General features: G+C 70.9%; 25 protein-coding genes and 1 tRNA gene. 6 read left to right on the top strand and 20 right to left on the bottom strand.

Going from position 1 to position 23952, the window contains the following annotated elements; translation table 11 throughout:
- Positions 1-76 precede the first annotated feature (76 nt).
- From PZE19_RS11930 to PZE19_RS32935, 7 genes are all read right to left on the bottom strand, one after another.
- Positions 77-214, bottom strand: a complete 138-nt coding sequence (locus PZE19_RS11930) for a hypothetical protein (RefSeq protein WP_277860842.1) — start codon at positions 212-214, stop codon at positions 77-79.
- Positions 211-1104, bottom strand: a complete 894-nt coding sequence (locus PZE19_RS11925) for a DUF58 domain-containing protein (RefSeq protein WP_277860841.1) — start codon at positions 1102-1104, stop codon at positions 211-213. Before PZE19_RS11925 ends, PZE19_RS11930 begins: the two co-directional genes overlap by 4 nt.
- Before the next feature lie 37 nt (positions 1105-1141).
- A complete protein-coding gene (locus PZE19_RS11920; RefSeq protein ID WP_277860840.1) occupies positions 1142-1543 on the bottom strand; it encodes a hypothetical protein in 402 nt (133 codons plus the stop codon).
- Between the two features lie 15 nt (positions 1544-1558).
- Positions 1559-2593, bottom strand: a complete 1035-nt coding sequence (locus tag PZE19_RS11915) for an AAA family ATPase (RefSeq protein WP_277860839.1) — start codon at positions 2591-2593, stop codon at positions 1559-1561.
- A 74-nt stretch (positions 2594-2667) separates the two neighbouring features.
- Complete coding sequence (locus PZE19_RS11910) at positions 2668-3312, bottom strand: hypothetical protein (protein ID WP_277860838.1); 645 nt, start codon at positions 3310-3312, stop codon at positions 2668-2670.
- Complete coding sequence (locus PZE19_RS11905) at positions 3309-6386, bottom strand: VWA domain-containing protein (protein WP_277860837.1); 3078 nt, start codon at positions 6384-6386, stop codon at positions 3309-3311. Before PZE19_RS11905 ends, PZE19_RS11910 begins: the two co-directional genes overlap by 4 nt.
- 40 nt (positions 6387-6426) lie before the next feature.
- On the bottom strand, positions 6427-7362 hold the full coding sequence (locus PZE19_RS32935) for an NHL repeat-containing protein (RefSeq protein WP_277860836.1): 936 nt from the start codon (positions 7360-7362) through the stop codon (positions 6427-6429).
- Between the two features lie 132 nt (positions 7363-7494).
- On the opposite strand from PZE19_RS32935, the gene PZE19_RS11895 reads away from it, so the two are divergent.
- The 6 genes from PZE19_RS11895 (at position 7495) to PZE19_RS11870 (ending at position 11348) form a co-directional block, all read left to right on the top strand.
- Positions 7495-7809, top strand: coding sequence for a Rieske (2Fe-2S) protein (locus tag PZE19_RS11895; RefSeq protein WP_277860835.1), 315 nt, complete (start codon positions 7495-7497; stop codon positions 7807-7809).
- A 307-nt stretch (positions 7810-8116) separates the two neighbouring features.
- Complete coding sequence (locus tag PZE19_RS11890) at positions 8117-8323, top strand: hypothetical protein (RefSeq protein WP_277860834.1); 207 nt, start codon at positions 8117-8119, stop codon at positions 8321-8323.
- Between the two features lie 105 nt (positions 8324-8428).
- Positions 8429-9505, top strand: coding sequence for a DUF1559 family PulG-like putative transporter (locus PZE19_RS11885; RefSeq protein ID WP_277860833.1), 1077 nt, complete (start codon positions 8429-8431; stop codon positions 9503-9505).
- Between the two features lie 82 nt (positions 9506-9587).
- A complete protein-coding gene (locus PZE19_RS11880) occupies positions 9588-10412 on the top strand; it encodes a metallophosphoesterase (protein WP_277860832.1) in 825 nt (274 codons plus the stop codon).
- 104 nt (positions 10413-10516) lie between these two features.
- Complete coding sequence (locus PZE19_RS11875; protein WP_277860831.1) at positions 10517-10984, top strand: cupin domain-containing protein; 468 nt, start codon at positions 10517-10519, stop codon at positions 10982-10984.
- Positions 10977-11348, top strand: a complete 372-nt coding sequence (locus PZE19_RS11870; protein WP_277860830.1) for a TfoX/Sxy family protein — start codon at positions 10977-10979, stop codon at positions 11346-11348. The genes PZE19_RS11875 and PZE19_RS11870 overlap by 8 nt, the downstream gene beginning before the upstream one ends.
- A gap of 27 nt (positions 11349-11375) precedes the next feature.
- Here the strand turns inward: PZE19_RS11870 and PZE19_RS11865 are convergent, their stop codons facing one another.
- From PZE19_RS11865 to PZE19_RS11805, 13 genes are all read right to left on the bottom strand, one after another.
- Positions 11376-11684: a transposase gene (locus PZE19_RS11865; protein WP_277860829.1), complete on the bottom strand. Its 309-nt coding sequence runs from the start codon at positions 11682-11684 to the stop codon at positions 11376-11378.
- A gap of 132 nt (positions 11685-11816) precedes the next feature.
- Complete coding sequence (locus PZE19_RS11860) at positions 11817-12002, bottom strand: YegP family protein (RefSeq protein ID WP_277860828.1); 186 nt, start codon at positions 12000-12002, stop codon at positions 11817-11819.
- A gap of 289 nt (positions 12003-12291) precedes the next feature.
- Positions 12292-12906 (bottom strand): hypothetical protein, encoded by a 615-nt coding sequence (locus PZE19_RS11855; protein ID WP_277860827.1) that lies wholly within the window; start codon positions 12904-12906, stop codon positions 12292-12294.
- Positions 12907-13116: 210 nt separating this feature from the next.
- The gene (locus PZE19_RS11850; protein ID WP_277860826.1) at positions 13117-13500 is read right to left on the bottom strand and encodes a hypothetical protein; all 384 of its coding nucleotides are present in this window, start codon (positions 13498-13500) and stop codon (positions 13117-13119) included.
- Positions 13501-13538: 38 nt separating this feature from the next.
- Positions 13539-13739, bottom strand: a complete 201-nt coding sequence (locus PZE19_RS11845; RefSeq protein WP_277860825.1) for a hypothetical protein — start codon at positions 13737-13739, stop codon at positions 13539-13541.
- Between the two features lie 227 nt (positions 13740-13966).
- Positions 13967-14039: transfer RNA gene (locus tag PZE19_RS11840), tRNA-Thr, on the bottom strand.
- Positions 14040-14122: 83 nt separating this feature from the next.
- A complete protein-coding gene (locus PZE19_RS11835) occupies positions 14123-15280 on the bottom strand; it encodes a glycosyltransferase family 4 protein (RefSeq protein ID WP_277860824.1) in 1158 nt (385 codons plus the stop codon).
- A gap of 104 nt (positions 15281-15384) precedes the next feature.
- A complete protein-coding gene (locus PZE19_RS11830) occupies positions 15385-16194 on the bottom strand; it encodes a hypothetical protein (RefSeq protein WP_277860823.1) in 810 nt (269 codons plus the stop codon).
- A gap of 66 nt (positions 16195-16260) precedes the next feature.
- Positions 16261-18165, bottom strand: a complete 1905-nt coding sequence (locus PZE19_RS11825) for a tetratricopeptide repeat protein (protein ID WP_277860822.1) — start codon at positions 18163-18165, stop codon at positions 16261-16263.
- Between the two features lie 304 nt (positions 18166-18469).
- Positions 18470-19345, bottom strand: coding sequence for a 3-deoxy-8-phosphooctulonate synthase (kdsA, locus tag PZE19_RS11820; RefSeq protein WP_277860821.1), 876 nt, complete (start codon positions 19343-19345; stop codon positions 18470-18472).
- A 19-nt stretch (positions 19346-19364) separates the two neighbouring features.
- Complete coding sequence (locus tag PZE19_RS11815; protein ID WP_277860820.1) at positions 19365-20432, bottom strand: diacylglycerol/lipid kinase family protein; 1068 nt, start codon at positions 20430-20432, stop codon at positions 19365-19367.
- Between the two features lie 43 nt (positions 20433-20475).
- Positions 20476-21006, bottom strand: a complete 531-nt coding sequence (locus PZE19_RS11810) for a hypothetical protein (RefSeq protein WP_277860819.1) — start codon at positions 21004-21006, stop codon at positions 20476-20478.
- A gap of 278 nt (positions 21007-21284) precedes the next feature.
- The gene (locus tag PZE19_RS11805) at positions 21285-23732 is read right to left on the bottom strand and encodes a DUF1559 domain-containing protein (protein ID WP_277860818.1); all 2448 of its coding nucleotides are present in this window, start codon (positions 23730-23732) and stop codon (positions 21285-21287) included.
- Positions 23733-23952: the final 220 nt, after the last annotated feature.

Here is a 23952-nt window from a genome sequence, read left to right as displayed (position 1 = left end):
CCACGCTCGGCCTGCTCGTCTCCCCCTCATCCGGGCTTCGGCCGCCTTCCCCGACGAGGGGGGAAGGACTTTAGAATTACAGCTCCGGCTCATGCCCCGCGTGGCCGGGGCGTTCGCCCTTGCGGCGGGCGATCATCATGTAGAGGACGTAGGCGACGATCAGGCCGCCGGCCGTGTAGAACGTGAGCGGGTTGGTGATCCAGAAGCGGTTCATTTGAGGAGCCCACGCTCGCGCAGGTAGTTGAGCACGAGCTTGTCGAAGGGGTACTGGTTGGTGGTGAAGACGTACGTGATCCCGCGTCGGGTGCAGTAGTCGCGGAGGCCGCCGACGAAGGCGTCGAGGTTCTCCTTGTAGCGCTTCAGGAGCGGGGCGGAGACGGTGACGTCGGCCTCCTCGTCGTCCTCGCAGTCGACCAGGCGGAGGTCGCCGACCAGCTCGGGCTCGACCTCTTCGCGGCTCAAGACGTGGATGACGAAGACGTCCATCTTGCGCGCCAGCAGGTAGCGCAGGGCGTCCTCGTAGCCGTGCTTGTCGAGGAAGTCGGAGATGACGACGACGACCCCTTTGCCCCCGCGGCGGAGGGCGAAGTCGCGGGCGGCGGCGGTGAGGTCGCTCTCGCCCGACGGCTGGAGCCGCTCCAGGTAGTCGACGATCCTCCACATTTGCGAGCGGCCCCGGATGTTGGGGATCCCCGCCTGGAGCCGCGAGGCGAACGCTTCGAGGATGATCCGGTCGTTGTTCACCAGGCCGACGAACGCCAGGGCCGCGGCCACCTGCTTGGCGTAGTGCAGCTTGGAAGGCTCGCCGAAGCCCATCGACAGGCTGGAGTCGACGAGCGTGTGGACGTGCAGGTCCTCCTCCTCCAAAAAGAGCTTGAGGAAGAGGCGGTCGAGCCGGCCGTAGGCGTTCCAGTCGATGTGCCGCAGGTCGTCGCCGGCCGCGTACGGGCGGTGCTCGGCGAACTCGACCGAGGTCCCCCGCCGCCGGCTCTTGCGCTCGCCCTTCATGCGGCCCACGATGATCTTGCGGCTGACCAGCTCGAGCTGTTCGAGCTTGTGCAGGAACTCGGGGTCCAGGAGCGGCGTCGCGGCCTCGGCGGTCATGATGCGGTCCCCTCTCGCTCGCTCGCGGCCCCGGCCGTCAAATCAACAGGAAACGATCCGAGGCCCAGAAGAGCGCGAGCAGGAACGCCACGGCGGCGGCCACTCCCACGATCCAGGGCAGGAGCGCCGCGAGGAAGACCGTCCAGCGGGCCCGCAGGCTCAGCGGCGGCCGGCGGTGGAACGAGCCCAGCGCCGTGAGCCAGCTCTCCATGACGATCAGCGACCCCGCGCCGGCGGCGATCACGGCCACGATCGGCTCGCTCCGCCAGAAGGCCGCCGACGCGAGGAACAAGAGCAGGCAGAGCGCGATCAGGCAGGCGAGGTCGCCGCGCGAGACGATCAACGGCTCGCGGCCGGGCCCCTCCCAGTCGATCTCGGGCGCGGGGGGCGGGTCGTAGACGTCGTGCATGGCGGAATCGCGTTTCTGGTCGAGCGGCATCGGTCGGTCCTCGGCTCACGCCACGGCGGCGCTGGTCTCGGCCTTCTCGGGGACCGAGTCCAGAACCTTCAGGAGCACCTCGTCGGGGTCGATCCCCTCGGCCTGGGCCTCGAAGTTGAGGAGGACCCGGTGCCGGAGGGCCGGGAGGTAGACCCGGCGAAGGTCTTCGAACGACACATTGTACCGACCGTCGAGCAGGGCGCGCACCTTGGCCGCCAGGACGAGCGTCTGCACCCCGCGCGGGCTGCTGCCCCAGCGGACGTACTGGTTCGTCACGGCGGCCGCGAACGGGCCCTGGGGATGGGTGGCCAACGCCAGGCGGATCGCGTAATCCTGGACGTGGGGGGCGACGATGATCTCGCGGACGAGCTTCTGGAAGCGGATCAGGTCGTCGCCGTCGAGCACCTTCTCAGCCTGGGGGCGATCGTTGCGGGTCGTGCGATCGAGGATCGTCGCCAACTCCTCGCGGGTGGAGTAGCCGACGACGAGCTTGAACAGGAAGCGGTCGAGCTGGGCCTCCGGCAGCGGATACGTCCCTTCCTGCTCGATCGGGTTCTGCGTCGCCATGACGAAGAACGGCTCCTTGAGCCGGTGGATCGTGCCGCCGACGGTCACGGAGTGCTCCTGCATGGCCTCCAGCAGGGCCGACTGGGTCTTGGGCGTGGCGCGGTTGATCTCGTCGGCCAGGACGATCTGCGAGAAGATCGGCCCGCGCTGGAACTGGAACTCGCGGCGGCCGTCGGGCGTCTCGGCGATCACGTTGGTGCCGACGACGTCGGCCGGCATCAGGTCGGGCGTGAACTGGATGCGGTTGAAGTCGAGCGAGAGCGCGTCGGCCAGCGTCCGCACCAGCAGCGTCTTGCCCAGCCCCGGCACCCCCTCCAGCAGCGCGTGGCCGCCGACGAACAGGCAGGTGAGCACGCCGTGGACGATCTCGTCGTGGCCGACGATGACCTTGGCGATCTCCCCCTTCACCTGGTTGTAGCGGTCGCGGAACTCGCCGGCCCGCGCCTCCATGTCGGCCCCTCTCGAGGGCGCGTCGTCAGCCATCGCCGAGGCTCCTTTCGCGAAAACGTATGTGTATAAGTATTGAAACGCCGAAGTATGGTTCGGCGTCGCGTTGATCACCATAATCTGGGGAACTGCGGAGGGCTCGGAAGCGGTCGGCCCGTCCCGATGGAGGTTCGACAGAAGGCTGTTTGAATCCCGGGCGACTCGTCCAGAACGCCCCAGGTTGTCTCGTCCGGCCAGGAGGCGAAGGTTTTCACAAGGCTGTCATAGTTCGCCACAACGTCCTTGGCATTCTCGATCCGGCAAGGCAGCATGGCCGCGAAAGGCCCGCGGGGACCGACGTCGATGGCGGAGGACACCGCGAGCAACGTCGCCGGCCCCGGTCTGTCGGGGCTCGCTCCTACGCGTCCGTATCGGGCTTGATGAAACTCCCAGGGACCGAGCCTGCGGATATATAGATGCCTCGGCCGATCCAGCAATCCGGCGTCGAGATCCGGTTCATCGAAGATGACCACCGCGTCGGGGTGCCCGCCGATGCAGAACCGGACGGAATGGACCTCGTAAGTGATGTCATCCTCGCTCCTGATCTCGATGCCGGTGATTCCGTCGATGCGGTCGAGCTGGGACTGGAGTCGGATGTACTCTTCGTAATACGTGCCGTGCAGCAGGCGACTTGCGCCTAGGGCCAGGCCTAGGAAGGCGACAAGCTTCATCGTCCCCACGGCCGTCATCTGGAACGAACGTCGCGGCGGAATCATTCCGCGTCCCCCTTGTCCCGCTCTTCCCAGACGCGGCGTTTGGCCTTGAGGAGGCGGTTGGTGTAGCCGGCCTCCTCGGGCTTCAGGGCCTCGGGGGCGAGGCCGGCGCCGGCCTCGCCGGGGCCGGGGCGGGCGGGCTTGGGGCGGTCGGCGGCCGGGGCGGAGGTCGGCGGCTCGGCGGCACCTGCCGTCGCGGCCTCGGGCGCGTCGGCGTCCTGGAACCGCGAGGCGAAGCGGGAGCGGTCGAGCTGCTCGCCGACCTCGGCCTTGCGCGACTTGAGCTGGTCGAGGTAGTCGCTGCGGACCTCGACCTCCTCGCCGCGGAACCGCCGCCAGGCCTCGCCCAGCTTGCGGAAGGCCCGCTCGAAGTCGACGGCGATCCGCCGCACCGCGACGTCGCCGAGGAAGAGCAGGGCGGCCGACCAGAGCAGGACCGGCCAGAGCGGGCGGAAGGCCCGGGGGATCGTCAGGCCCGGGTCGCGCCGGAAGTGGTCGACGCCTTCGAGGGTGCGGGCCAGGTCGATGCGGCCGTCGGGCGCGGTCTTCCACGCCACCTCCAGGCCGTCGGTCAGGCCGGCGGCCGTCTGCAGCGTCGTCGGGTTCGAGCGCAGCTCGCGGTACTCGTCGGAGTAGGGGACCGAGATCCCGCTGGAGACGACCCCCTGGGCCTTGTCGGGCCCGCGGTAGCCCAGGTTCACGAAGTAGTTGCCGCGGCGGTCGGCGCCCTCGAAGGTCGCCTCGTAGCGCCCGGGGGCGGTCTGGCTGAGGACGATGGGCGACGCCTTCAGGTCGGGGTCGACGACGTTCCCCTGGATCTGCAGGAAGTTGAGGAACTGGTCCTCCTTGTCGAGCGCGTCGACCGCGATCTTGATCCGGCCGTCCTCGCGGCGGACGCTCATCGTCAGGTTGCCCTGCTCGGCGGGCCGCATCGCCCAGCGGACGACCTGCGACCAGAAGGCGGCGTAGTTGTCCCAGTCGGGCCAGGTGCGCGCCCACCGCCGTCCGGCGTCGGACGTGAACGCCACCGAGCGGCCCAGGCCGTAGGTCCAGTGGGCGAGCACCGGGTTCACCTGCCCGCCCGGCAGCGGCGAGAGGATCGGCGCCTCGACCAGCTCGTTCTCCTTCAGGCTCGTCAGCACCAGGCCCGAGATCGGCGGCAGCGCCCCGGTCAGGCCCATGACGGGCTCGGTGATCGGGCTCTGCAGCTTCGCCAGCCAGGGCGTCTCCTGCTCGAAGATCAGGGGGCGCGAGATCGTCCTCGCCTCCTTCTGGTAGATCTGGGGGAGGGCCTTGGGATTGGTCACGTTGTAGAACCGGCCTTTGGTGCGGCGGGCGATGTTCTGCATGACCGAGAACGCGCCCGGGTCGCTGCCGTGCGCGGCGGTGAGGACGGCCGTGACGGTGATCTTGCTGGCGGCGAGCTGGCTGAGCACGCCCGGGGTGGGGGGCGTGGGGTCGCCGTCGCTGATGATGACGATGTGCTTGCTCATGGCGTCGCGCACGGCGTTCAGGCCGGTCATCGCCTTGACGAGCGAGGGGTCGAAGTCGGGCATGTCGCCGGGGGTCATGCGGTCGACGGCCCGCAGCATGCTCGGCCGGCCCGAGCCGATCGGCCGCAGGGTGAACAGCCAGGCCTCCTGGCCCTCCCAGTGGAGCATGCCGGCGTAGTCGTAGGTGGAGAGGGCGTTGATGGCCGCCTTGGCGACGACCTTCTGCCAGTAGTTCCCCTCGGGGATCTCGCTGGCGTGCATGATCAGGACCATCGCCCCCAGGCCCTGCACCTTCAGGGCCTTGATCTGCATGTCGACCGGCAGGGCCTTCTCGACGGGCGTGTTCATCCAGCCGCCGGCGCCGAAGCTGTCGCGGCCCCCCAGCATGATCAGGCCCGCGCCCAGGTCGTGGCAGTTGGAGGCCAGCAGCTGGTGCTGGGCCTCGGTGAACGCCTCCTTGGGGACGTTGGCGAGGATGACGGCGTCGAACGGCTGGAGCTGGGCGACGTCGGTCGGCAGGGGGTCGCCGCCGACGCCCCCGGAGCCGTCGATCCGCGGGGCCGTGAGCGTCCGGACCTCGATCTCCTTCTCGCGGAGGGCCTTGACCAGCTCGGCGTGCTCGCCGGCGGTCCCCTCGATCAAGAGCACCTGCGCCTTGCCGCGGGCGTGGGTGAAGCCCTCGGCGACGTTGTTGATCGCCCGCCTGTCGCCGCCGCCGGCCTCGGGGGTGAACTCGGCGGTGAACGTGTAGAAGTTCGATTCCGTGATCAGCTGCTTGAGCGTGAAGACGTTGATCCCGCGCTGCAGCTCGACGGGCGTGGGCTTCTCGTTGCCGGCGGCGACTCCCGTGTGGCCGTCGGTCTTCTGGAAGACCTGGAGCGAGCCGCGCGAGGGCTCGCTGGCCCGGACGACGACGTTGATGTTGACCGTCTCCCCCTTCTTCACGTCGGGGGGGATCGCCACCTTCTCGACGAGCACTTCCTTGTCGTAGTGATACTCGATCGGGACCACGTCGACCTGGACGTTCAGGCCCTTGGCGGCGAGCGCCTGCTCCAGCAGGCTGCCGCGGTTCTCGTTGCCGTCGGAGAGGATCACCACCCGCCGCGCCGTGTCCTCGGGGAACGAGGCCAGGGCCAGCTTGAGCGCCGCGGCGACGTCGGTGTTCTCGGCGTCGATCGACGACTCGATCCCCATCAGGTTCAGCTCGCTGGGGGCGGGCGGGACCTCGACGCGCGGGCTGGCGCCGAAGACGACGACGCCGACCAGGTCGTCCTTCCGCCGCTTTCGCGAGGCCTCGGCCGCGTAGTCGAGCGCCGCCTTCTCCTGCTCGCGGGGGATGCTCTGCGAGGCGTCGATCAGGAACATGGTCGTCAGCCGCTCGGACCGCCGCACCGACTGCATCTCGGCGAGAGCCAGCACGATCAACGTCACGACCGCCGCCCGCAGGAGGATCGCCAGGGCGCGCCGGCCCCGCCCCATCCCCGACAGGCCGCCGCGGCCCATCGCGATCAGGGGGATCAGGATCAGCGGGATCAGCACCAGCCAGAGCGGCCGGCCGAAGCTGATCGAGAGGTTTCCCAGCATCCTCCCCACGCCCTCCCAAGGTCGAGGCCCGCCCGTCGATTCAGAGCCGGAACCGTTGCACGCGGTGGTTGTTCGAGTCGATCACCGAGACGACGCCGCGCGAGTCGACGGCCAGGGCCCAGGGGTTGTACAGCTCGCCGGGCCGGCGGCCGGGTCCTCCCCAGGTCGCCAGCGACTTGCCCTCGCGGCTGAACTTCTGGACGCGGCTGTTGCCGTATTCGCAGACGATCAGCGAGCCGTCGGGGGCGAGGGACAGGTCGTAAGGATAGCTCATCTCGCCGGGCCCCGCGCCCCGCGTCCCCCACATCCTCAGCAGTTTGCCGTCGACGTCGAAGACCTGGATCCGGTGGTTGCAGGAGTCGGCGACGTAGATCCGGTCGTCGGCGTCGATCGCCATGGCGCGCGGGCGGAGGAACTCGCCGGGCTCGTAGCCGTGGCCGCCCCACTGGCGGAGCCACCGGCCCTCGGGCGAGAAGACCTGGATCCGGTCGTTCTCGCCGTACTCCGACACGTAGAAGTTCCCCGCCCGGTCGATCACCACGTCGGTCGGGTAGCCGAAGCGTCCCGGGGTCGTCCCCTGCACGCCGTCGCCGATCTGGAGCAGCAGCCCGCCCTTCGCGTCGTACACCAGGACGCGGTAGAAGTGGGTGTCGGCCACGAGCAGTCGGCCGTGGCGGTCGACCGTCAGGCCGCTGGGGCCGTCGACGTTGAAGTCGGGCGTGCGCCAGCCGCGGAGGTAGTTGCCGTCGCGGTCGAAGACCTGGATGCGGTCGGTGAGGTCGGCGAGGTAGAGGTGGTCCTCGTCGTCGAACGCCGCGACGCGGGGCTTGTGCAGCCAGCCGGCCTTCGTGCCGTGGACGCCCCAGACGAGGTCCGCCGTCGACGCCCCGCCGCCGTCGCAGCCGACCGCCGCGCAGGCGATCGCGAGGCTCGCGAGTCGCCGGACCCATCCCGGATTGGCCCCCGCCTGCTTCACGCGCCGTCCCTTCCCCGCCGTGCCGATCCGCACCCGCCGCCCGCCTGCTAGAATCTAATGGCGGCGCGACCTCGGACGCAAGTCCTAGGTCGCGGCCGCGGGTCGGAATCGGGGCTCGTGAGGATCGCGCCGATGGGCGGATGGCTCTATCTCTGCCGGTTCGACGAGATCCCCGAAGGCCGCGGCCGGACGGTCGAGGCCGCCGGCGCGCGGCTGGCGGTGCTCCGCGACGGCGACGCCGTCACGGTCCTCTTCGACCGCTGCCCGCACGCCGGCGGCTCCCTCGGCTCGGGCTGGATCGAGGACCACGAGGTCCTCTGCCCGCTGCACCGCTGGCGGTTCCGCCTCCGCGACGGCCGCTGCACCACCATCCCCGGCCACTCGGCGAACGTCGTCGAGAGCCGTGTGGAGTCGGGCGAGGTCTGGGGGCGGATCGGCCAGGGATGATACCCGCGGATGGCCTGACTCCGAATTCTCTCGGAGTCTTCACGGAATCTGCACGGCTTCGCGGTAGGATCGGTCCTGCGAGCCGAGCAGAGGCTCGTCGAGGCCGCCCCCCGTCGCGGCGCGCCATGGTCCATGATGCCGAGAACATGTCTCGACATGGCGTGGACGACTCCGATAGAATTCGTTTTCGCCCCCGATCCGATCGCGATCGAAGGGGGCGGGGACGGCGCCGCTCGCGAGACGTTCGGACGCGACTGCGAGGCGGGCGCGATTCACCGCGATCGAGACGAAGTATGAGGAACGGCCGATGGGATTGAGGATCCGGGGAATTCGCGGCCTGTCGATGCTGGCCCTGGGGGTCGGCCTGGGCGCGACGGCGGGCTGCGAGTCGAGCAACCCCAACGCGTCGGAGATCGAGAAGCCGATCGTCACGAGCGACGCCCCGCAGACGTCGGAGGAGGCGGCCGCCCAGGCGGAGCCGCCGGCGATCCAGTACAAAAGGCGACCGCGCTGAGCCGGCCCACGCCCGGCCTCGGGGTCGCTTTCGAGCCTTGACGGTCGAGGTCCGGCTGCGAAGTCGGGCCTCGATTCCATTTCCATCCCGGAGGAGAACGAGAACGTGTCGCGACGAGCCTTTACGCTGATCGAGCTGCTGGTGGTGATCGCCATCATCGCCGTCCTGATCGCGCTCCTATTGCCCGCCGTGCAGTCCGCCCGCGAGGCGGCCCGCAAGATCCAGTGCACGAACAACCTGAAGCAGCTCGGCCTGGCGATCCACAACTACATCCAGGCGAACGGCGCGGTGCCGCCGACCGGCGGCTACTATACGGCGGCCAACCTGGTCTGGCAGCGGCACTCGATGAAGACGCGGATCCTGCCCTACATGGAGCAGACCGCGGCCATGAACGCGATCAATTTCGACGTCTCGCCGGTCAAGCCCAGCACGGGCGCCGGCTACGCCGTCGGCCGGCTGATCAACGGCACGGCCGGGGCCATCCAGATCAGCAGCTTCCTCTGCCCGTCCGACGCCAACGCGGGCAACACCGGGCTGAATCAGGCCAGCGGCAGCCCGATCAGCTTCCCCATCGGCCTGTCGAACTACCCGAACAACGTCGGCACGAACCGCGCCTACACCGGCGGCCGGATCAACGGCCCGGCCTATTACGTCGGCGGGAGCGCCCACTCGGCGGCCACGAGCGACTCGCCGGCCGACGTCGGCTCGGCGGCCACCATCGCCTCGATCACCGACGGCCTGAGCAACACCGTGATCTTCAGCGAGTGGGTCAAGGGGAGCGACGGGGCCCGCAGGGCCGGCCTGAACCTCATGTACTATCAGGCGGCCGGAATCGGGACGTCGGGGTCGAACGAGGCCGACTACCAGATCTGCCTGCGGACGAACTCCGCCAACCCCTGGGACTACAAGGGCGAGTACTGGATGTCGGGCGACGTCGGCCGGGGCGGCGGCTACCACCACATCAGCCCCCCCAACTCGAAGTCGTGCAAGGCCGACGGCTCGTTCTCCGACGGCTGGAACTCGGGCTGGCTCATCTCCGCCAGCTCGTTCCACCCCGGCGGCGTCAACACGGCCTTCTGCGACGGCTCCGTCCGGTTCATCAAGAACTCGATCGACCGCGAAACCTGGCGCGCCCTGGGGACTATGGCGGGCGGCGAGATCGTCAGCTCCGACGCCTACTGATAGACTGGACGGTCGATCCCGGCCCCGGCCGGACGTCCCGCGACGGGCGTCCGCCGGGGCGGTACGACGGTCCGCCGCTCTGATGAACCTCGCCGACGACGTGGACTACCCGATCATCGCCGTCGGCGACCTGCACGGCCGCCGGCGCGAGCTGGAGCGGCTGGTCGCCGCGCTCGAACGCCGGCCCGAGTGGCCCGACTGCGCCCTCGTCTTCCTGGGCGACTACGTCGACCGCGGCCCCGACTCGCGGGGGACGATCGACCTCGTCCTGGAGCTGCTCCGGCGGCCGGCCGGGGGCTCGGCCGTCATGGGCAACCACGACCTGGCCCTAATCCGCTCGGCGAGGCTCGACGGAGGCCCGCTCTCGCCGTACTGGATCGACCGCTACAAGGCGATCTACGACTGCGAGGCCACCTTCGCCTCGTACCTGGGCCGTCCCGCGCGGCTCGGCGTCGACGCCGGCCCCGAGCCCTTCGACGCCCTCCGGGAGGCGATGCCCGAGGCGCACCGGGCGTTCCTGACCGGCCTGCGCTGGGTCGTCGAGGCGCCGGGACACCTCTTCCTGCACTGCGGCCTCTCGCCCGAACTGGAGGCGGGGGCCGTCGAGCAGGTCGCGGCGCTTCGGGCCCGGCGCTGGGATCGGGCGGCGATGCGGCCCCGGGCCGACTCGGTGACGGCGATGCTCTGGGAGGACGAGTACCCCGTCTGGCTGGGGGCCGACCGCAGCCTCTCCGCCTCGCCCTCGCCCTTCCCGGGCAAGGTGCAGGTCACCGGCCACGAGCGCGTCGCCCGGCCCGAGGCCGACGCCGTCCGCATCCGGCTGGACACCGGCGGCGGCTACGGCGAGCCGACCGCCTGCCTGCTCCGCTCGCCAGACGCCGCGCCCGAGTTCATCCGGGGGCGATGACGGCGCTCACGGCGGGGCGAGAGGCCGGGTAAAATCACCTCGGGCCTCCCGGAACCGGACGCGAGGACGCGCCGGGGCGGGCGCTCTCCAGACGAGGATCTTCGATGGCAGCACGAGATGATCTCGCGGCGCGAGCGGTGTATTCGATCGTCGGCGACCGTTACGTGTTCCTCGCCACCGGCGCGGAGACGGCCGGGGCCTGCTTCATCTTCGAGGCGTACGTGCCCTCGGGCAACGGCTCGCCGCCGCACGTCCACCACCGCGAGGACGAGTTGTTCTACGTCGTCGAGGGGGAGTTCGAGTTCACGGTCGCCGGCGCGACGATGCGGCTCACGGCGGGCGGTTCGCTGCTCGGGCGTCGCGACGTCCCGCACCGGTTCCGGAACGTCGGCCCGGACGCCGGCAAGCTGATCATCGCCGTGACGCCCGCCGGCCTGGACGACTATTTCATGGAGGTCGGCGCGAAACTGGAAGGGCCCGACTCGCCGCCGATCCCGCCGACTCCCGAGGACGTCGCGCGATTGCGCGAAGCCGCCCCGAGATACGGGCTTGAGATCCTGGACCATGCCTGAACGATCCCGGCGCGGCGGTCGACCCGCGAGCCGCGAGAAGCCCTCCCAGGCCTGGTTCGTCGACGTCCTCGAGCGGCTCTCCCCGCTGGGCGAGGTCACGAGCCGGGCGATGTTCGGCGGCCGCGGGATCTATCAGCGGGGGAGGATCTTCGCGCTCGCGTTCCGGGAGCGGCTCTATTTCAAGGTCGACGTGGAGTCGGAGCCGGAGTACCTGGCGGCCGGCATGGGGCCGTTCCGGCCCAGCGAGCGGCAGACGTTGAAGTCGTATTACGAGGTGCCGCAAGGGGTCCTCGGCGACCCGGAGCTGCTCGTCTCCTGGGCCGCCGAGGCGATCCGTGCGGCTCAACGGTCGGCCCGAAGATGAAGAGGCCGGCGGACGGGGCGCGTCGGCTCAGGCCGCGCGGCGGGGCGACCTCGGCGGGCCGAACCAGCCGAGGACGGGGGCGTCGGTCGCCAGCAGGCGTCGGGCCGCCTTCTGGATCGTCGAGTGGTCGGGGACCTTGCGGAGCCCCAGGGCCTCGCGCAGCTCGGCCCACTCGCGGAGGAGGACTTCCAGGCCGCGGTAGTCGAGCTTCAGGAAACGACGGACGGCCAGCATGGCGAAGAGCTGATGCTGGGTGAAGTCCTTGCGTGAGAACTTCGACGAGTACGCTGGCAGCGTCTCGCACGCGACGGTCAGGGCCGCCCTGGCCAGCGCCACGGGCGATTTCGTGGTCGGTCGATCGATGGTGATGCTCATAGGAATACTACGATCTCGACGGCCCGAAGGTTCTCGACGAAATCGCCGGAAATGGGCCGCGAAATCGCGGCGTCGACCCGACTTGCGCAAGCGTCACTTGGCCGCGACTTCGTCCACGACCATCGTCGCCGATCCATTCTTGCGAATGGCGTCGATCATCGCCTGGCAATCCCGCTTGTCCTTGTAGCCCTCGCTGCTGGTGGCGATGATCTTGCCGTTCGAGGCCACCAGCCGCCACCGATATTCGCCGCGCTTATCCCGATACAGGACGAACTTCATCGTTGACCCTCGCAAGTGGGGGACGCGTGCATGGTTCATCCAGTAGCCTAGATCGATATAAGGCGCGCCGCAACACCCCAGATTGCGGAATTCCCCGACATTCCGAGATCTCGTCGATACGCGCCGCCGCGGCCGTCTGGCTTCGCGGGATCGGCCTGGATCCGGACGACGAGGGCGCGCCCGTGATCGGGGCGACGGGGGGGACTTCGGCGTCCCCGATGAGTCTCATGGAGATGCGAGAAGCACGCCCTGCGTCGGGTCGTGCGACGACCGCGTGAAGAGGGTCGGTTCAGGGAGCGTCACGCCGATCTATGAGGTCCGCGTCGGCGGCGACGTGGTTTTCGACCGTCGGCCCGGCGATCTCGGTGATCGTCCTCTTGACCTCGTTGACGACCTGCCGCGCCTTGGCCTCCGCCACGGCGGCGACGATCTGGGCCAGCTCGGCCGCGGCGCACGTCCTGTTGGTCGAGCTGAGCGCCTGGCTCGCCTTGGCTTCCGCCGCGAAGGCGGCGAGCTGGGCCATCTCGGCGGCGATGCACGCCGTGTTGGTCGAGCAGAGCGCCTTGCCCGCCGCGGCTTCCGCGGCGAGGGCGGTGAGCTGGGCCGACTCGGCCGCGGCTCGCGCCTGGTTGGTCGCGTGGAGGGCCAGGCCAGCCTTGTCTTCCGCCGCGATCGCGGTGAGCTGGGCCGTCTCGGCGGCGGCTCGCGACCTGTTGGTGAGGTAGAGGGCCTGGCCCAGCCCCGCGGCGCCGCAGAGCAGCGCGATCGCGTCGATGGTATGCCCCTGGGCGTAGAAGGCGAGGACGCAGGTCAGGACCAGGATGGCCGACCAGTACATCTTCAGCCGGGAGCACAGGCCGGCGGCGGCCGCTCGCACGACGTAGTGTAGGTTCGCAACACTCACGAGGAATCTCTTTCGGGTGACGGCCGAGGCCGCTCGATGCGGAATACGAGGCCTGACGGGCCCTGGCCTGGGGAGAGGAGGGGCCGTCGCGGACGGAGGCATCCAGGACGCCTCACCGCCGCGACGCGGCTCGTTCGAGATGGATGGCGGCGGGTCTCCCCGGTGCGTCCGAGTCGAACGAGCCGCTCGCGGCGACGGGCGGCCGCGGGGTCAGCGAAAGGGCCCGGGCCCGGTCGGCGGCGTCGCCGCGGGGGCCGAAGTCGCGACGGCGGGAGGGGCGGCCGGCGCGATCCAGCTTCCGAGTCCGGGCAGGACCCAGGCCCCGCAGGCCGCGGCGGCCAGGGCCAGGATCGCGGTCGTGAGCAACGAGGGCCGACCCGGGGCGTCGGCGTGCGACGTCCAACCGATTTCAGCGCCGGCGGACTCGGGCGCGACCAGGTCGGTCGGGCTCGCGGCCGGCACGAGGCTCGTGAGGTCGGTCGGCTCCGCGGGCGCGCGCCAGAAGGCGACGCCCTGGATGATCAGGATGCGATCCACGCCCGGGACGGAATATTCCCCGGGGGGGACCTCGACGACGTGGGGCTCGGCGGCCATGAGCGTCCCTTCGATCTGGTGGACCTCGGGGGCCGTCGTCAGGCCGCCAGCGACTTCAGCCGCTCGATGAGCACGTCGATCGTCGACTCCTGGTCCGCCGACAATTCCCCCGGGCCGGCCCCGAGGTTGTTGATCTGGTCCTGGAGCGAGGCCTTCTCCATCAGGAGCTGCTGCACCTTGATTTCGACCGCGGCCGCCGCGTCGGTCAACTGCTGCATCTTGTCGCTGAGCTTCGCCATGGATCGCCTCCTCTGGGGATGAAGACCCGCTTACGAGCAGGGTCATTCCAAGAGGACTATGGATCAAGATGCGAAGATGCAGAACGAACCCACGGTCGTCGGACGATCGAAACGGCCCGGATCCGGAGGGATTCGAAGCTTCCACCGAGCGGAGGAACCCCGTCGAGAAGAAGGCGGAAGGGCGGGGCCGGGCATGGCATGGCGCGGGGGGAGGGGATCGTGCCGGAAGCCACCTCAGGGACTCGAACCCTGGACTTCAGCTTTACGAAAGCTGCGCTCTACCAGCTGAGCTAAGGTGGCAAGGCGTGCGGCTCGCGCGGGCTCCGCACGCAGGACACAGATTATCGGGGGTCGGGCCCGGCTGTCAAGATCGACGGACGCCCTCAGCGCGGGCCGAGCGTCACGGCGCGGCGGTAGACGTCGAGGTAGCGGTCGACGTTGCGGGCCATGCCGAAGTACTCCTCGGCGACGGGGCCCGCGGCGGCCGCGAGGCTCGCGGCGAGGTCGGGATCGTCGAGGACTTTCAGGACGCCGGCGGCCAGCGGGCCGGGGGCGACGGCGGTCAGGACGCCGGCCCCGGTCTCGCCCAGCAGGCGCTGATAGTCGCCGAAGTCGGTCGCCACGATCGGCCGACGGGCGGCGAGGTAGACGGCGAGCTTGCTCTGCACGGAGTAGTTCTCGCGGCAGGCGAGGCGGGGGTGGACCAGGACGTCGGCGCGGCGGCTGAGGGCCACGACCTGCTCGGGGGTGGTCCCGGTCAGGACGACCAGGCGGTCGCCGTATTCGCCGAGCCGTCGGCGGTACTCCTCGCCGGCCTCGGCCGGGCCGCCGACCAGGACGCAGCGCGCGTCGGGGCGGGCGGCGAAGATCTCGGGCAGGGCGTCGATCAGGATCGGCACGCCCTGGTTCGGGTGCACGATGCTGCCGATGTACATGACGACCTTGTGCTCGGGCCCCACGCCCGGGATCGGCGCGTCGGGGGCGGGCCGTTCGTACTCGCCCAGGTCGATGCCGGGGTAGATGACGCTCACCCGGTCGGCCGGCACTCCCTTCTCGCGGACGACGACGTCCTTGACGGGCTCGCCCAGGGCGATGACCCAGGCGGCGTGCTCGACGACCCGACGCTCGAGCGCCTGGTACGCCCGGAAGACGACGCCCCGCCCCAGGCGGTCGCGCTCGACCTCGTCGCCCAGGAGCGAGTGGATCTCGTAGACCATCGGCCAGCGGTTGCGGCGGCAGGCGAAATAGGCGCGGGTGGCCCCGCCGTAGTGCTGGGCGTGCACGACGTCGAACGGGTGCTCGCGGGCGATCCGCTCCAGGCCGCGGCCCGTCAGCCAGGCCGAGGGGGGCAAGGTGTAGACGGGCGTCCCCTCGAAATCCTCGCGCGTCGCCGACAATCCGCCGGGGGGGCGGAGCCGCAGGTGGGCCACCACGACGTCCACCCCGCGCGGCTTGAGGGCCCGGAGGATCTTGATCGGCAGCATCGCCGTGCCGTCGTACTGGCCCGGGATCGGGAACGAGGTCACCATCAGAACGCGCATCGAAGCCACTCCTCCTTGACCCGGGCGTCCCGGCCCGGGGCCTCAAGGATAGTGGCTGGCGAGCCGGGCGCGAACCCGGTAGCGGCCGCGACCCGGCCTGGGGCTCAGGTGGCGTCGCCGGGCGGCGTGATCAGGCGGGTGGGCTCGCGGCGGTGGCGCTTGTCCTGGCAGAGGACGCCCCCCATGCGGCGGTCGAGGGCCTCGATGGCGGCGTCGAGCACGCCCCGCGCGGTGTCGAGGTGGCGGGGACGCAGGGCGTACGGGTCGCGCGGCAGGCCCGTGCGCGGGAACGTCAGGGACTCGGTCCGGACGACCCGGCGCAGGGCGGGGGGGACCTGATGGGGCTCCAGCGGCTCGTAGTCGCCGTCGCGGCGGGACGAGCGGTAGAAGGCGCGGCGCGTCGAGGGCGGCCCGGGGTAGACCCAGGACGTCTCGAGCATCAGCAGCTCGGCGAACTGGGGCCAGGGGGGGGCCTCGAAGTTGAACGGCTGGGTGGGGACTCCGGGCTCGGCGACGATCGCGGGCAGCAGCCGCCAGGCCTCGGCCGGCGGCAACGGCCGGCTGGGGTCGGCGAGGAGGCCGCGCAGCTCGGGGCGGCCCAGCTCGACGGCCGCCTGTCGGACGAGGGCCTCGGCCGACGCGATGTAGAGCATGAACGACGCGCGGGCCAGCCGGGCGGCCTCGGCCTCGGTGTAGGCCAGGCGGCTCTGGGTGTGGAAGTGGAGCGCGTCCTGATAGAGGCAGTGGAACGGGCTGACGATGGTCTCGACCACCCAGCCGGGGTCGTCCCCCTCGGCCCCGGCGCGCGACGCCAGCGAGACGCCCGCCTGGGGAGCCTTCCCGTCGCCGGGACGGCCGCCGGGCCGCGAGGAGCCGTTCGAATACGGGCCTGGTTCGGCGAGGTCGTCGGGCATGGGCCTCTCGATGCGACGGTCTCGATGACGTGGGGGAAGGTTATCGCGGGCCGCGAGGTCTTCGCCTCATTCTACCACACCCGACCCGGCCGGCGGATTCGAAGTCGCGGGCGGCGCGGGATTTCCCGACGGGGCGGGCGCGGCCGCTTCCGGCTTGGACGCCTCGGCCGGCTTGGGGGCGGGGGCCTCGGCGGCGGGGGCGGCCGGCGCGGCCATGCGGGTGAAGGCCTTGGGGGCCGCCGGGAGCGGGGCGGGGACGTCCTGCATCGGGTCGCGGAAGACCAGCCCGCGGGCCCGCAGCAGGTTGCCGTGGTACTGCATGGTCGGGTCGGCCGCGGTGTAGTGCTCGACGGCGCGGACGGGATCGCCCTGGGCCTCGTAGATCCGGCCCAGATTGGCGTGGGCGCCCCAGCGGAACATGTAGTACGGCGGGTCGTTCGGGCTCGGCTCGGGGAGCATCTCCAGGACCTTGCGGAACATCAGCTCGGCCTGGCGGTGGTCCTTGCGCTCCAGGTGGGCGAGGGCGAGGTAATAGCTGGAGTAGGCGTCCAGGCCCTCCTGGATCGCGCCCGGGATGGCCATGTTCTTGTTGTTCACGAAGGGGACGTTGTCGGAGAACCGGAACGAGACGTAGTCGGAGACGGCCTCGGCCAGGTCGCCGCGGAGGTGCTTGATCCGGGCGTAGAGCAGGGGCATCTCGCCCCGGAAGAAGAGCAGCGACTGCTGGGTCGCGGCGACGAAGTTGGGGTCGGTGAACAGCCGGGTCTCGACCTCCAGGGGGAGCGTCCAGAAGGCGACCGAGCCCAGGCGCTTGCCCAGGACCTCGGCGAAGTGGGCCTCCTGCGCGGCCGGGTCGTGGAAGAGGATCGTCCGGTTCTTGCCGGCGAGCTCGCCCTGGAGCAGCCGCATCTTGGGCGTGTAGTAGCCCTGGCTGGAGTCGATCAGGACGCCGATCCGGGTCGGGCTGGCGAGCAGCGTGGCCCGGCTGGTCTCGTACGGCGAGAGCCCGGGGAGGCTCATGGCCTCGAGGATCGCGGGGTCGGCGAGCGCCTGCCGGAGCGTCGCGACCCCCTCGCCGCCGGGCCCGGGGACCGGCAGGCCGACGCGGGCGTCGAACAGGTAGGCCTCGCCGTCGATCAATGCGGCGCAGATCCAGATGTTCGGCGGCCGCTCGGAACGCGGCCGGCCGAGAGGCGAGAGGGCGTCGCCCGTCTTGGGGATCAGGGGCTCGACGGTGTTGCCCCGGGAGTAGGTCAGCAGGCCGACGTCCACGCCGAGCTGGCGGCAGAGGGCCATGAACATCCACGACCGCTCGGCCCAGAAGCCCTGCGACTCGACCGCCATCCCGCGCAGCAGGAGGTCGTAGGGCCGGGCGTAGACCTGGGGCAGCTGGGGCGTCCCCATGCTGCCGGCCGGGACGAGTTGGACCTGCTCGACGGTCCAGTCGAAGACGCGACGGACGCGCGCGAGGTCGTCGCCCGACCCCCCGACGCGGCCCGCGATGTCGTTGTACATCATGCAGTCTTCGATGTGCCGGGCGTCGCGGCTCTCCGACCACCGCTGGGCCTGGATCTCCTCCATCATCTTCCGCGGCAGCTGACGCGCGAGGAACCGGAGGACTTCGGGCTTCATCACGTACTCGACGGGGGGCGTCCCCTCGAAGTACTGGGTGAGCTTCTGGGTCGCCAGCCGGAAGTTGTCGCCGCCGGGCTTCAGCGCGGCGCTCTTGATGAGCTGGATGGAGCTTTCCAGGATCGCAGCGCGCTCCACGTCGTCGCGACGGTTGCGGGCGTCCGCCTTCGCGCGGGCCGCCTTCGACTTGGCCGTGGCCTCGCCGGGCTGGAACGTGCCCACGCTCGCCGTGGTGCGGCTCGGCGGCGTGTAATTGCAGCCGGAGAGGATCGCGAGGGCCGCGGACGTGAACCCGAGCAGGGCGGCCCGGGCGACGCCTGCACAACGATTGGACCCCATCACAGTCGGTCGCTCCTGGTGAGATGCTTCGGGCCGCGCCTTGGTGGGGATGATTGATCAAATCCGGGCGCGGGCTGGATGCGGGCGGGCCCCGGCGAAAGACCCAGCCCCCGTTCGTCGCGGGCCGGTTCCGGCGTGCGGGCGGGGCCGGCTTCCCGCGGGAAGGGCCCTCGGCGCTCGATCCAACGTCTCATTGTGTCGCCGATCCGCGAGGCCCGCGAGGCCTTTCCGGGGTTCCCCCGGGGGAAATACGTCGTGGGACGCCTCGCGGTTCGACTCGACGCGGCGAAAATCGCGGAGGGCCTCAGCCCAGGATCGCCTCGCGGATTCTCAAAAGGGTCTTCAACAGGCCCGCCAAGTCGTCCAGGCGCAAGGAGTTGGGGCCGTCGGAGAGGGCCCGCTCGGGCTCGGGGTGGACTTCCAGGAAGAGGGCGTCGCAGCCGGCGGCGACCGCGGCCCTGGCGAGCGGCGGGATCATCTCGCGCTGGCCGGAACTGGTCTTGCCCCCCTCGCCGGCGCTCGGGAGCTGCACGGAGTGGGTGGCGTCGAAGACGACGGGGGCGCCGGTCGCCTGCATCTGGGGGATGGCCCGCATGTCGTTGACGAGCCGGCCGTAGCCGAAGGTCGTCCCGCGCTCGGTGAGCAGCGTCCCGGCCGCGCCGAAGTCCTGCAGCTTCTCGACGACGTTCTTCATGTCCCAGGGGGCCATGAACTGCCCCTTCTTGACGTTCACCGGCCGCCGGGTGGCCGCCACGGCCTCCAGCAGGTCGGTCTGGCGGGCCAGGAAGGCCGGGATCTGGAGCAGGTCGACGGTCTCGGCGATGGGGCCGGCCTGGATCGTCTCGTGGACGTCGGTCGTCACGGGCAAGCCGGTCTCGGCCTTGACCTTGCGGAAGACCTCCATGCCCCCCGCGAGCCCCGGCCCGCGGTAGCTCGACCCCGACGAGCGGTTGGCCTTGTCGAACGACGCCTTGAAGATCAGGGGGACGCCCAGCTCGCCGCAGATCTCGACGAGCCGCGAGGCGATCCGCAGGGTCATGTCGCCCGGCTCCATCACGCAGGGCCCGGCGATCAGGGCCAGCGGCTCTCCGCGGCCGATCTTGACCGGGCCGACCGTCACCGGGTTGGGGACGACGTTCACCGTGTTCGACTCCTGGTTGGCGAGGACGTGGCGCTCCATGCGACGCGACGCCCGGATCTTAGCGGAAGAGCCCGCCCCCGGCGAGGGCAGCCGGCCGGGCGCCGGGAGACCACGCCGGGTCGACGAGGACGCGTAGGGCCCGGGGGAGGACCTCGATCGACCAGAGGTCCCGCGTCGTGGGGGCGTCGCGGGCGGTCGCGTCGGGGCGGGCGTGCGCCGGGGTGATCGGCAGCAGCCGGCCGCCGGGGTCGCCGTCGATCTGGACGGGGACGGCCCCCCGGGCGGACAGGGAGACCTTGCGCACCCGGCGGTGATAGACGCCCGAGAGCTTCAAATGGGTCCCCAGGACGACCCGCCAGAGGTAATAGAGCGCCTGGAACGGGCCGGGGTCGCGGAAGACGACGAGGTCGAGCAGGCCGTCGTCCTGGCGGGCGGACGGGGCGAAGGGAAGGTTGAGCGCGTAGCGGGGGAGGTTGAAGACGAAGACCGTGGTGCCGACGAGGGTCTCCTCGGCCCCCGGATCCTCGACCCGGACGGCGATCGAGGGGAAGCGGTAGCTGAAGCTGGAGCGGAGGATCGGTTCGACGTAGGCGGCGCGGTGGGTGGTCCGCAGCACGCCCGTGGCCGTCCGCATGCCGTGGTGCCGGGTGACGACGTCGCCGTCGAAGCCGAAGCCCGTCATCAGCAGGAACCGGCGGCCGTTGGCGAGGCCGACGTCGACCGGCACGGCCTTGCCGGCGGCGATGGTCCGCGCCAGGCCCTCGGCGTCGACCCCGACCTGGAAGTGGCGAGCCGCGAGGTTTTCGGTCCCGGCGCGGAGGACCGAGATCGGCGTGCGCGGCTTCTCGTTGATCAGGGCCGAGACGGTGCCGTCGCCGCCGACCGCGACCAGGCAGCGGCACGAGGGGTCGGCGTCGGCCCGGGCGACCAGGGCCGTGCGTTCGGCGGGGGTCCAGGCGGCCTCGGCGTCGAGTCCGTGGTCGTCCCGCAGCGCCGTCATGAGCCGCTCGGCCTTGCGCCGGCTGGCCCCCGAGCCCGAGGCCGGGTTGGCGACCACGCCGACCCAGCCCCCGCGGGGGCCTGGAGACGGTGCGTCATCCGGGGGCTCGTCGTCGAGGTGTGTCATGAATCCCCTGGGGCCGCGACGCTCCCTCTCACCCCGCCCCTGGTCAGCGGGCGGAACTGGCGACCTTGCCGACGTTCTCTTTGAACGTCTTGTCGAACTCGGTGCGGAGCGAGGCCAGCCGGTCGGTCAGCTCGGCGTCCCGGCCCCGGAGGCGCTGGACCTCGGCGCGGGCTTCGGCCAGCAGCCGGGTCTCGGCCTCACGCTCCTGCTTGCGGACGTCCAGGTCGTGGCGGGCTTCCGCGACGGTGTTCTCCACCGTCTGGAGCTGGGCCAGCATGTTGTTCAGGACGCCCTTGAGCCGCGAGCTGGCCGCCTCGACGTCGCCGGTGCGGGCCCGGATGACGGCGATCTGGGTGTCCGTGTTCTCCTGGAACCGCGCCGTGTCGTCCTTGATCTTGACCAGGTCGACCTGGGCCTGCTGGAGGCCGGCCTCGGCCTTCTCGAAGTCGGCCTGGAGCTTGGCCAGGGCCGCATTGCCGTTGCGGTTCAACTGCGCGACGCCCGCGCCCAGGAAGATCCAGCCCAGGCTGGCCAAGAGGATCAAAACGACGAGCACTTTGCCCGCGGTCGACATCGGACGTCTCCTGCCACAAGGCCCTTATGGGAAACCGCCGACGACGCCCCCGGGCGGACCGGCCGAGGCGCAAGCGGGGATGGGAAGTCGATGGCACTCTTCAATATACCCCCCGATCCCCGCCCTCGCCAATCGCCCTCGAAGTTTCTCGCGGAAAGGTCGATGCAATCGTCCGGGTCGTCAGAAGGCGTCGCCGCCGCGAAGGTCCTGCCGCACCCGTTCGCCCGAGCGGTCGGTCGCCCCACCCCATGGGGCGGGAGAGCGTCGAGGGGACCCACTCAAAACGCGTCCTTGTCGACGACCTCGCCCAGGTCGCGCGTGATCATGGCCTTGAGTACGACGGGATTGATGGAGTTCTTGAGGAACTTCACGTGTCCGTCGGCGAACAGGGCGTTGAAGCCGCCGGGATGCTTGGAGCCGGCCCCCTTGAGGGTTGGGGCGGCGTCGGGGTCGAAGGCGATGTCGCCTGGCTTCGACCATGGGACGTCCTCGGCCCCCTCGACCGCCAGGAGGGTCGTGGACGTGCCGTCGGGGATCTCGGTCAGCTTGATCTTGCGGCCGGGTTCGAAGAGCGCGTGCGGCCCGGCGAAGCCCTGGTAAGGGCTGCGCGTCTTGTCGGTCGTGGGGCGGCTCGGGCAGAGGAAGGACCTGGGCATCTCGTCCAGGAGCGGCTTGTTGTGGGGCGAGTCCCAGGGCTCGTCGAGCTTGAACTTGCCGTAGAGGGCCTGCTCTTCCATGTAGGGGAGGATCGCGACCCGCCAGCTCAGCAGCGGCTTGCCGTCCTTGTCGACGATGTCGGCGGGGAGGGCGCCCGCGACGCTCTCGTAGTTCAGGCAGGCCAGGCCGATCTGCTTCAGGTTGTTGACGCACTGGGCCCGGCGCGCGGCCTCGCGGGCCGACTGGACGGCGGGGAGCGTGAGCGCGACGAGGACGCCCAGGTTGGTCGGCGAGGTCACGCTGGGGATCGACTCGCGCTGGTGGATCAGGATCCCCTCGTCGTCGACGGCCAGGGCGGACGAGGAGGGGAAGAGCAGGGGGCGGAGCTGGTCGGCCGGCGGGACCTTGTCCGGGTCGACGTCGATGAACTCTTCGTTGCGGCCCGTCTGCTGGGCGATCTGGGCGTTGGCGATCGCCGCGAGCTGGGGCAGGCCCTCGACGATCGCCGGGATGGTCTCGCGGATGTCGCTGACCGCCAGCGCGATCATCCCGGCCGGCAGCCGTTTCGCCATCGGCGCGAAGGCCCCTTCCGGCTTCCAGCGGCCGTCCGGCCCCGATCCCGCCGCGACGGCCTGCCGCGCCCCGTCGCGCGTCGCCGCGACGACGAGCCAGCCGTCGGCCAGGGCGACCGTCGGCGAGAAGGCCTGCTCGAAGATCGGCGGCATGCCCAGGCCCGCCAGGTCCATGCCGTACTCGAACTTCGGCCCCTTGACGCGCTCGAAACGGGGGGGCTGCGGGGCCCCCCGGGCCTGGGCCGCGAGCGCCTTGTTGAGGATCGGCATCAACGCCTCGACCCGTGCGGCCAGCGCCGCCTCGTCGCTCGTCTGCACCGAGGCGACCAGGCCGGCGTAGGCGAAGACGCCCGCCATGCGGAGGTCGGGGAAGCCCCCTTCGGGCGGCTCGACGGGCAGCATGGAGGCCGCGGCCCGGGGCCCGAGGAGCTTGAGCAGGTCGATGCGCAGGTCCAGTCCCAGCCGCCCGCGGACCGCGTCCTCCAGCTCGGCGACCTGGCGTGCGCCGTCGGGATCGTTCTCCTTGACGAGCCGGACGACCCGGTCGTAAGTCCCGAGCGCATCGATCGAGAAGGCGCCGAACGCGTCCGGGGAGGTCGGGATCGGCGGGATGGCGTCGAGGTCGAACGTGGGCTGGTCGACCAGGGCGACGAGGCCGCGACGAGGTTTCGGTGCGACCACCCGGACGGCGGTCACCAACGCGTCGTCCTGGAACCCCCAGCGGACCTCGACCCGCTTCACGCCGTCGAAGCCGAGCTTCGCCGCGTCGGGCGGCATCGGCGGCAGGGCGGCCAGGTCGAGGAACCCGTAGGCCGCCGGCTCGAAACCGTCGTCGAGCCGGGCGAGCGCCGCCCGCCGGGGATGGTCCAGCACGCTGGGGGCCTTGCCGTCCAGGGTCGCCATCACGGCGTCGGCGGCCTGCGGATCGGCGAAGATCAGGTCGTCCTTCTCGATCCACCAGACCGCGTCGCCGCTGGCGTGGACGGTCCGCCCGTTCGTCGTCGCGGGCGGCGCGACCGCGTCGAGATCGGCCAGGGGCTTCACGAACTCCGGCCGGTTCGCCCCGGGCAGGACGACCGCCCAGCGCGGGTGGTCCGGGTCGCCGAAGAGGCCGACGGCGAATCCCGCGTCCTTGACGTGGGCGAGGGCCTGCTCGACGGCCGCCCGGACCCCGGCGAATCGCGGCTGGTTCTCGGCGATCGCGTCGAACCCTTGCTCCGCCAGGTCTTCCAGCAGCTCGCCGAGCTTCGTCTCGTGGAGCGCCTTCCACGCGGCCGTCTTCTTCCAGGCGGCCTCGTGGGCCTTCAGGCCGTCGAACTCGAAGAAGGCGATCAGCTTCTCGGCCGGCACGCAACGCGCGGCCGAGGTCCGGGTCGCGGCGGCCGGCTCTTCCGCGGCGGCCGAGCCGATCGCGACCAGCCCGAGCGCCAGGCCCGCGGCGATCTTCATGCGGCGACGCGACGCCCGCCCCGACTCGACGCCCAGTTCGCGACCCATGAGCGACCCCCCGGCCCGGATCGGGCCGCAATCCCCGTGCAGCATACCTCGACCCAGGGGCAGGATACGGGCCGTCGCGGGCGGGGTACAAGCCGAATCCCCGGGCCACGGAAAATGCTGTCACGCCCGGTGCGTTCAGGATGGGGCCGGGCGACGACGCGGGATCGACCGCGACGCACCCGGCGACCGTCGCGTCCCGTCCCCGTCCTCGCAATTCGGG

This window comes from Paludisphaera mucosa (genome assembly GCF_029589435.1).
Lineage (GTDB): Bacteria > Planctomycetota > Planctomycetia > Isosphaerales > Isosphaeraceae > Paludisphaera > Paludisphaera mucosa.
This window is presented reverse-complemented; position numbering and strand designations above follow the sequence as displayed.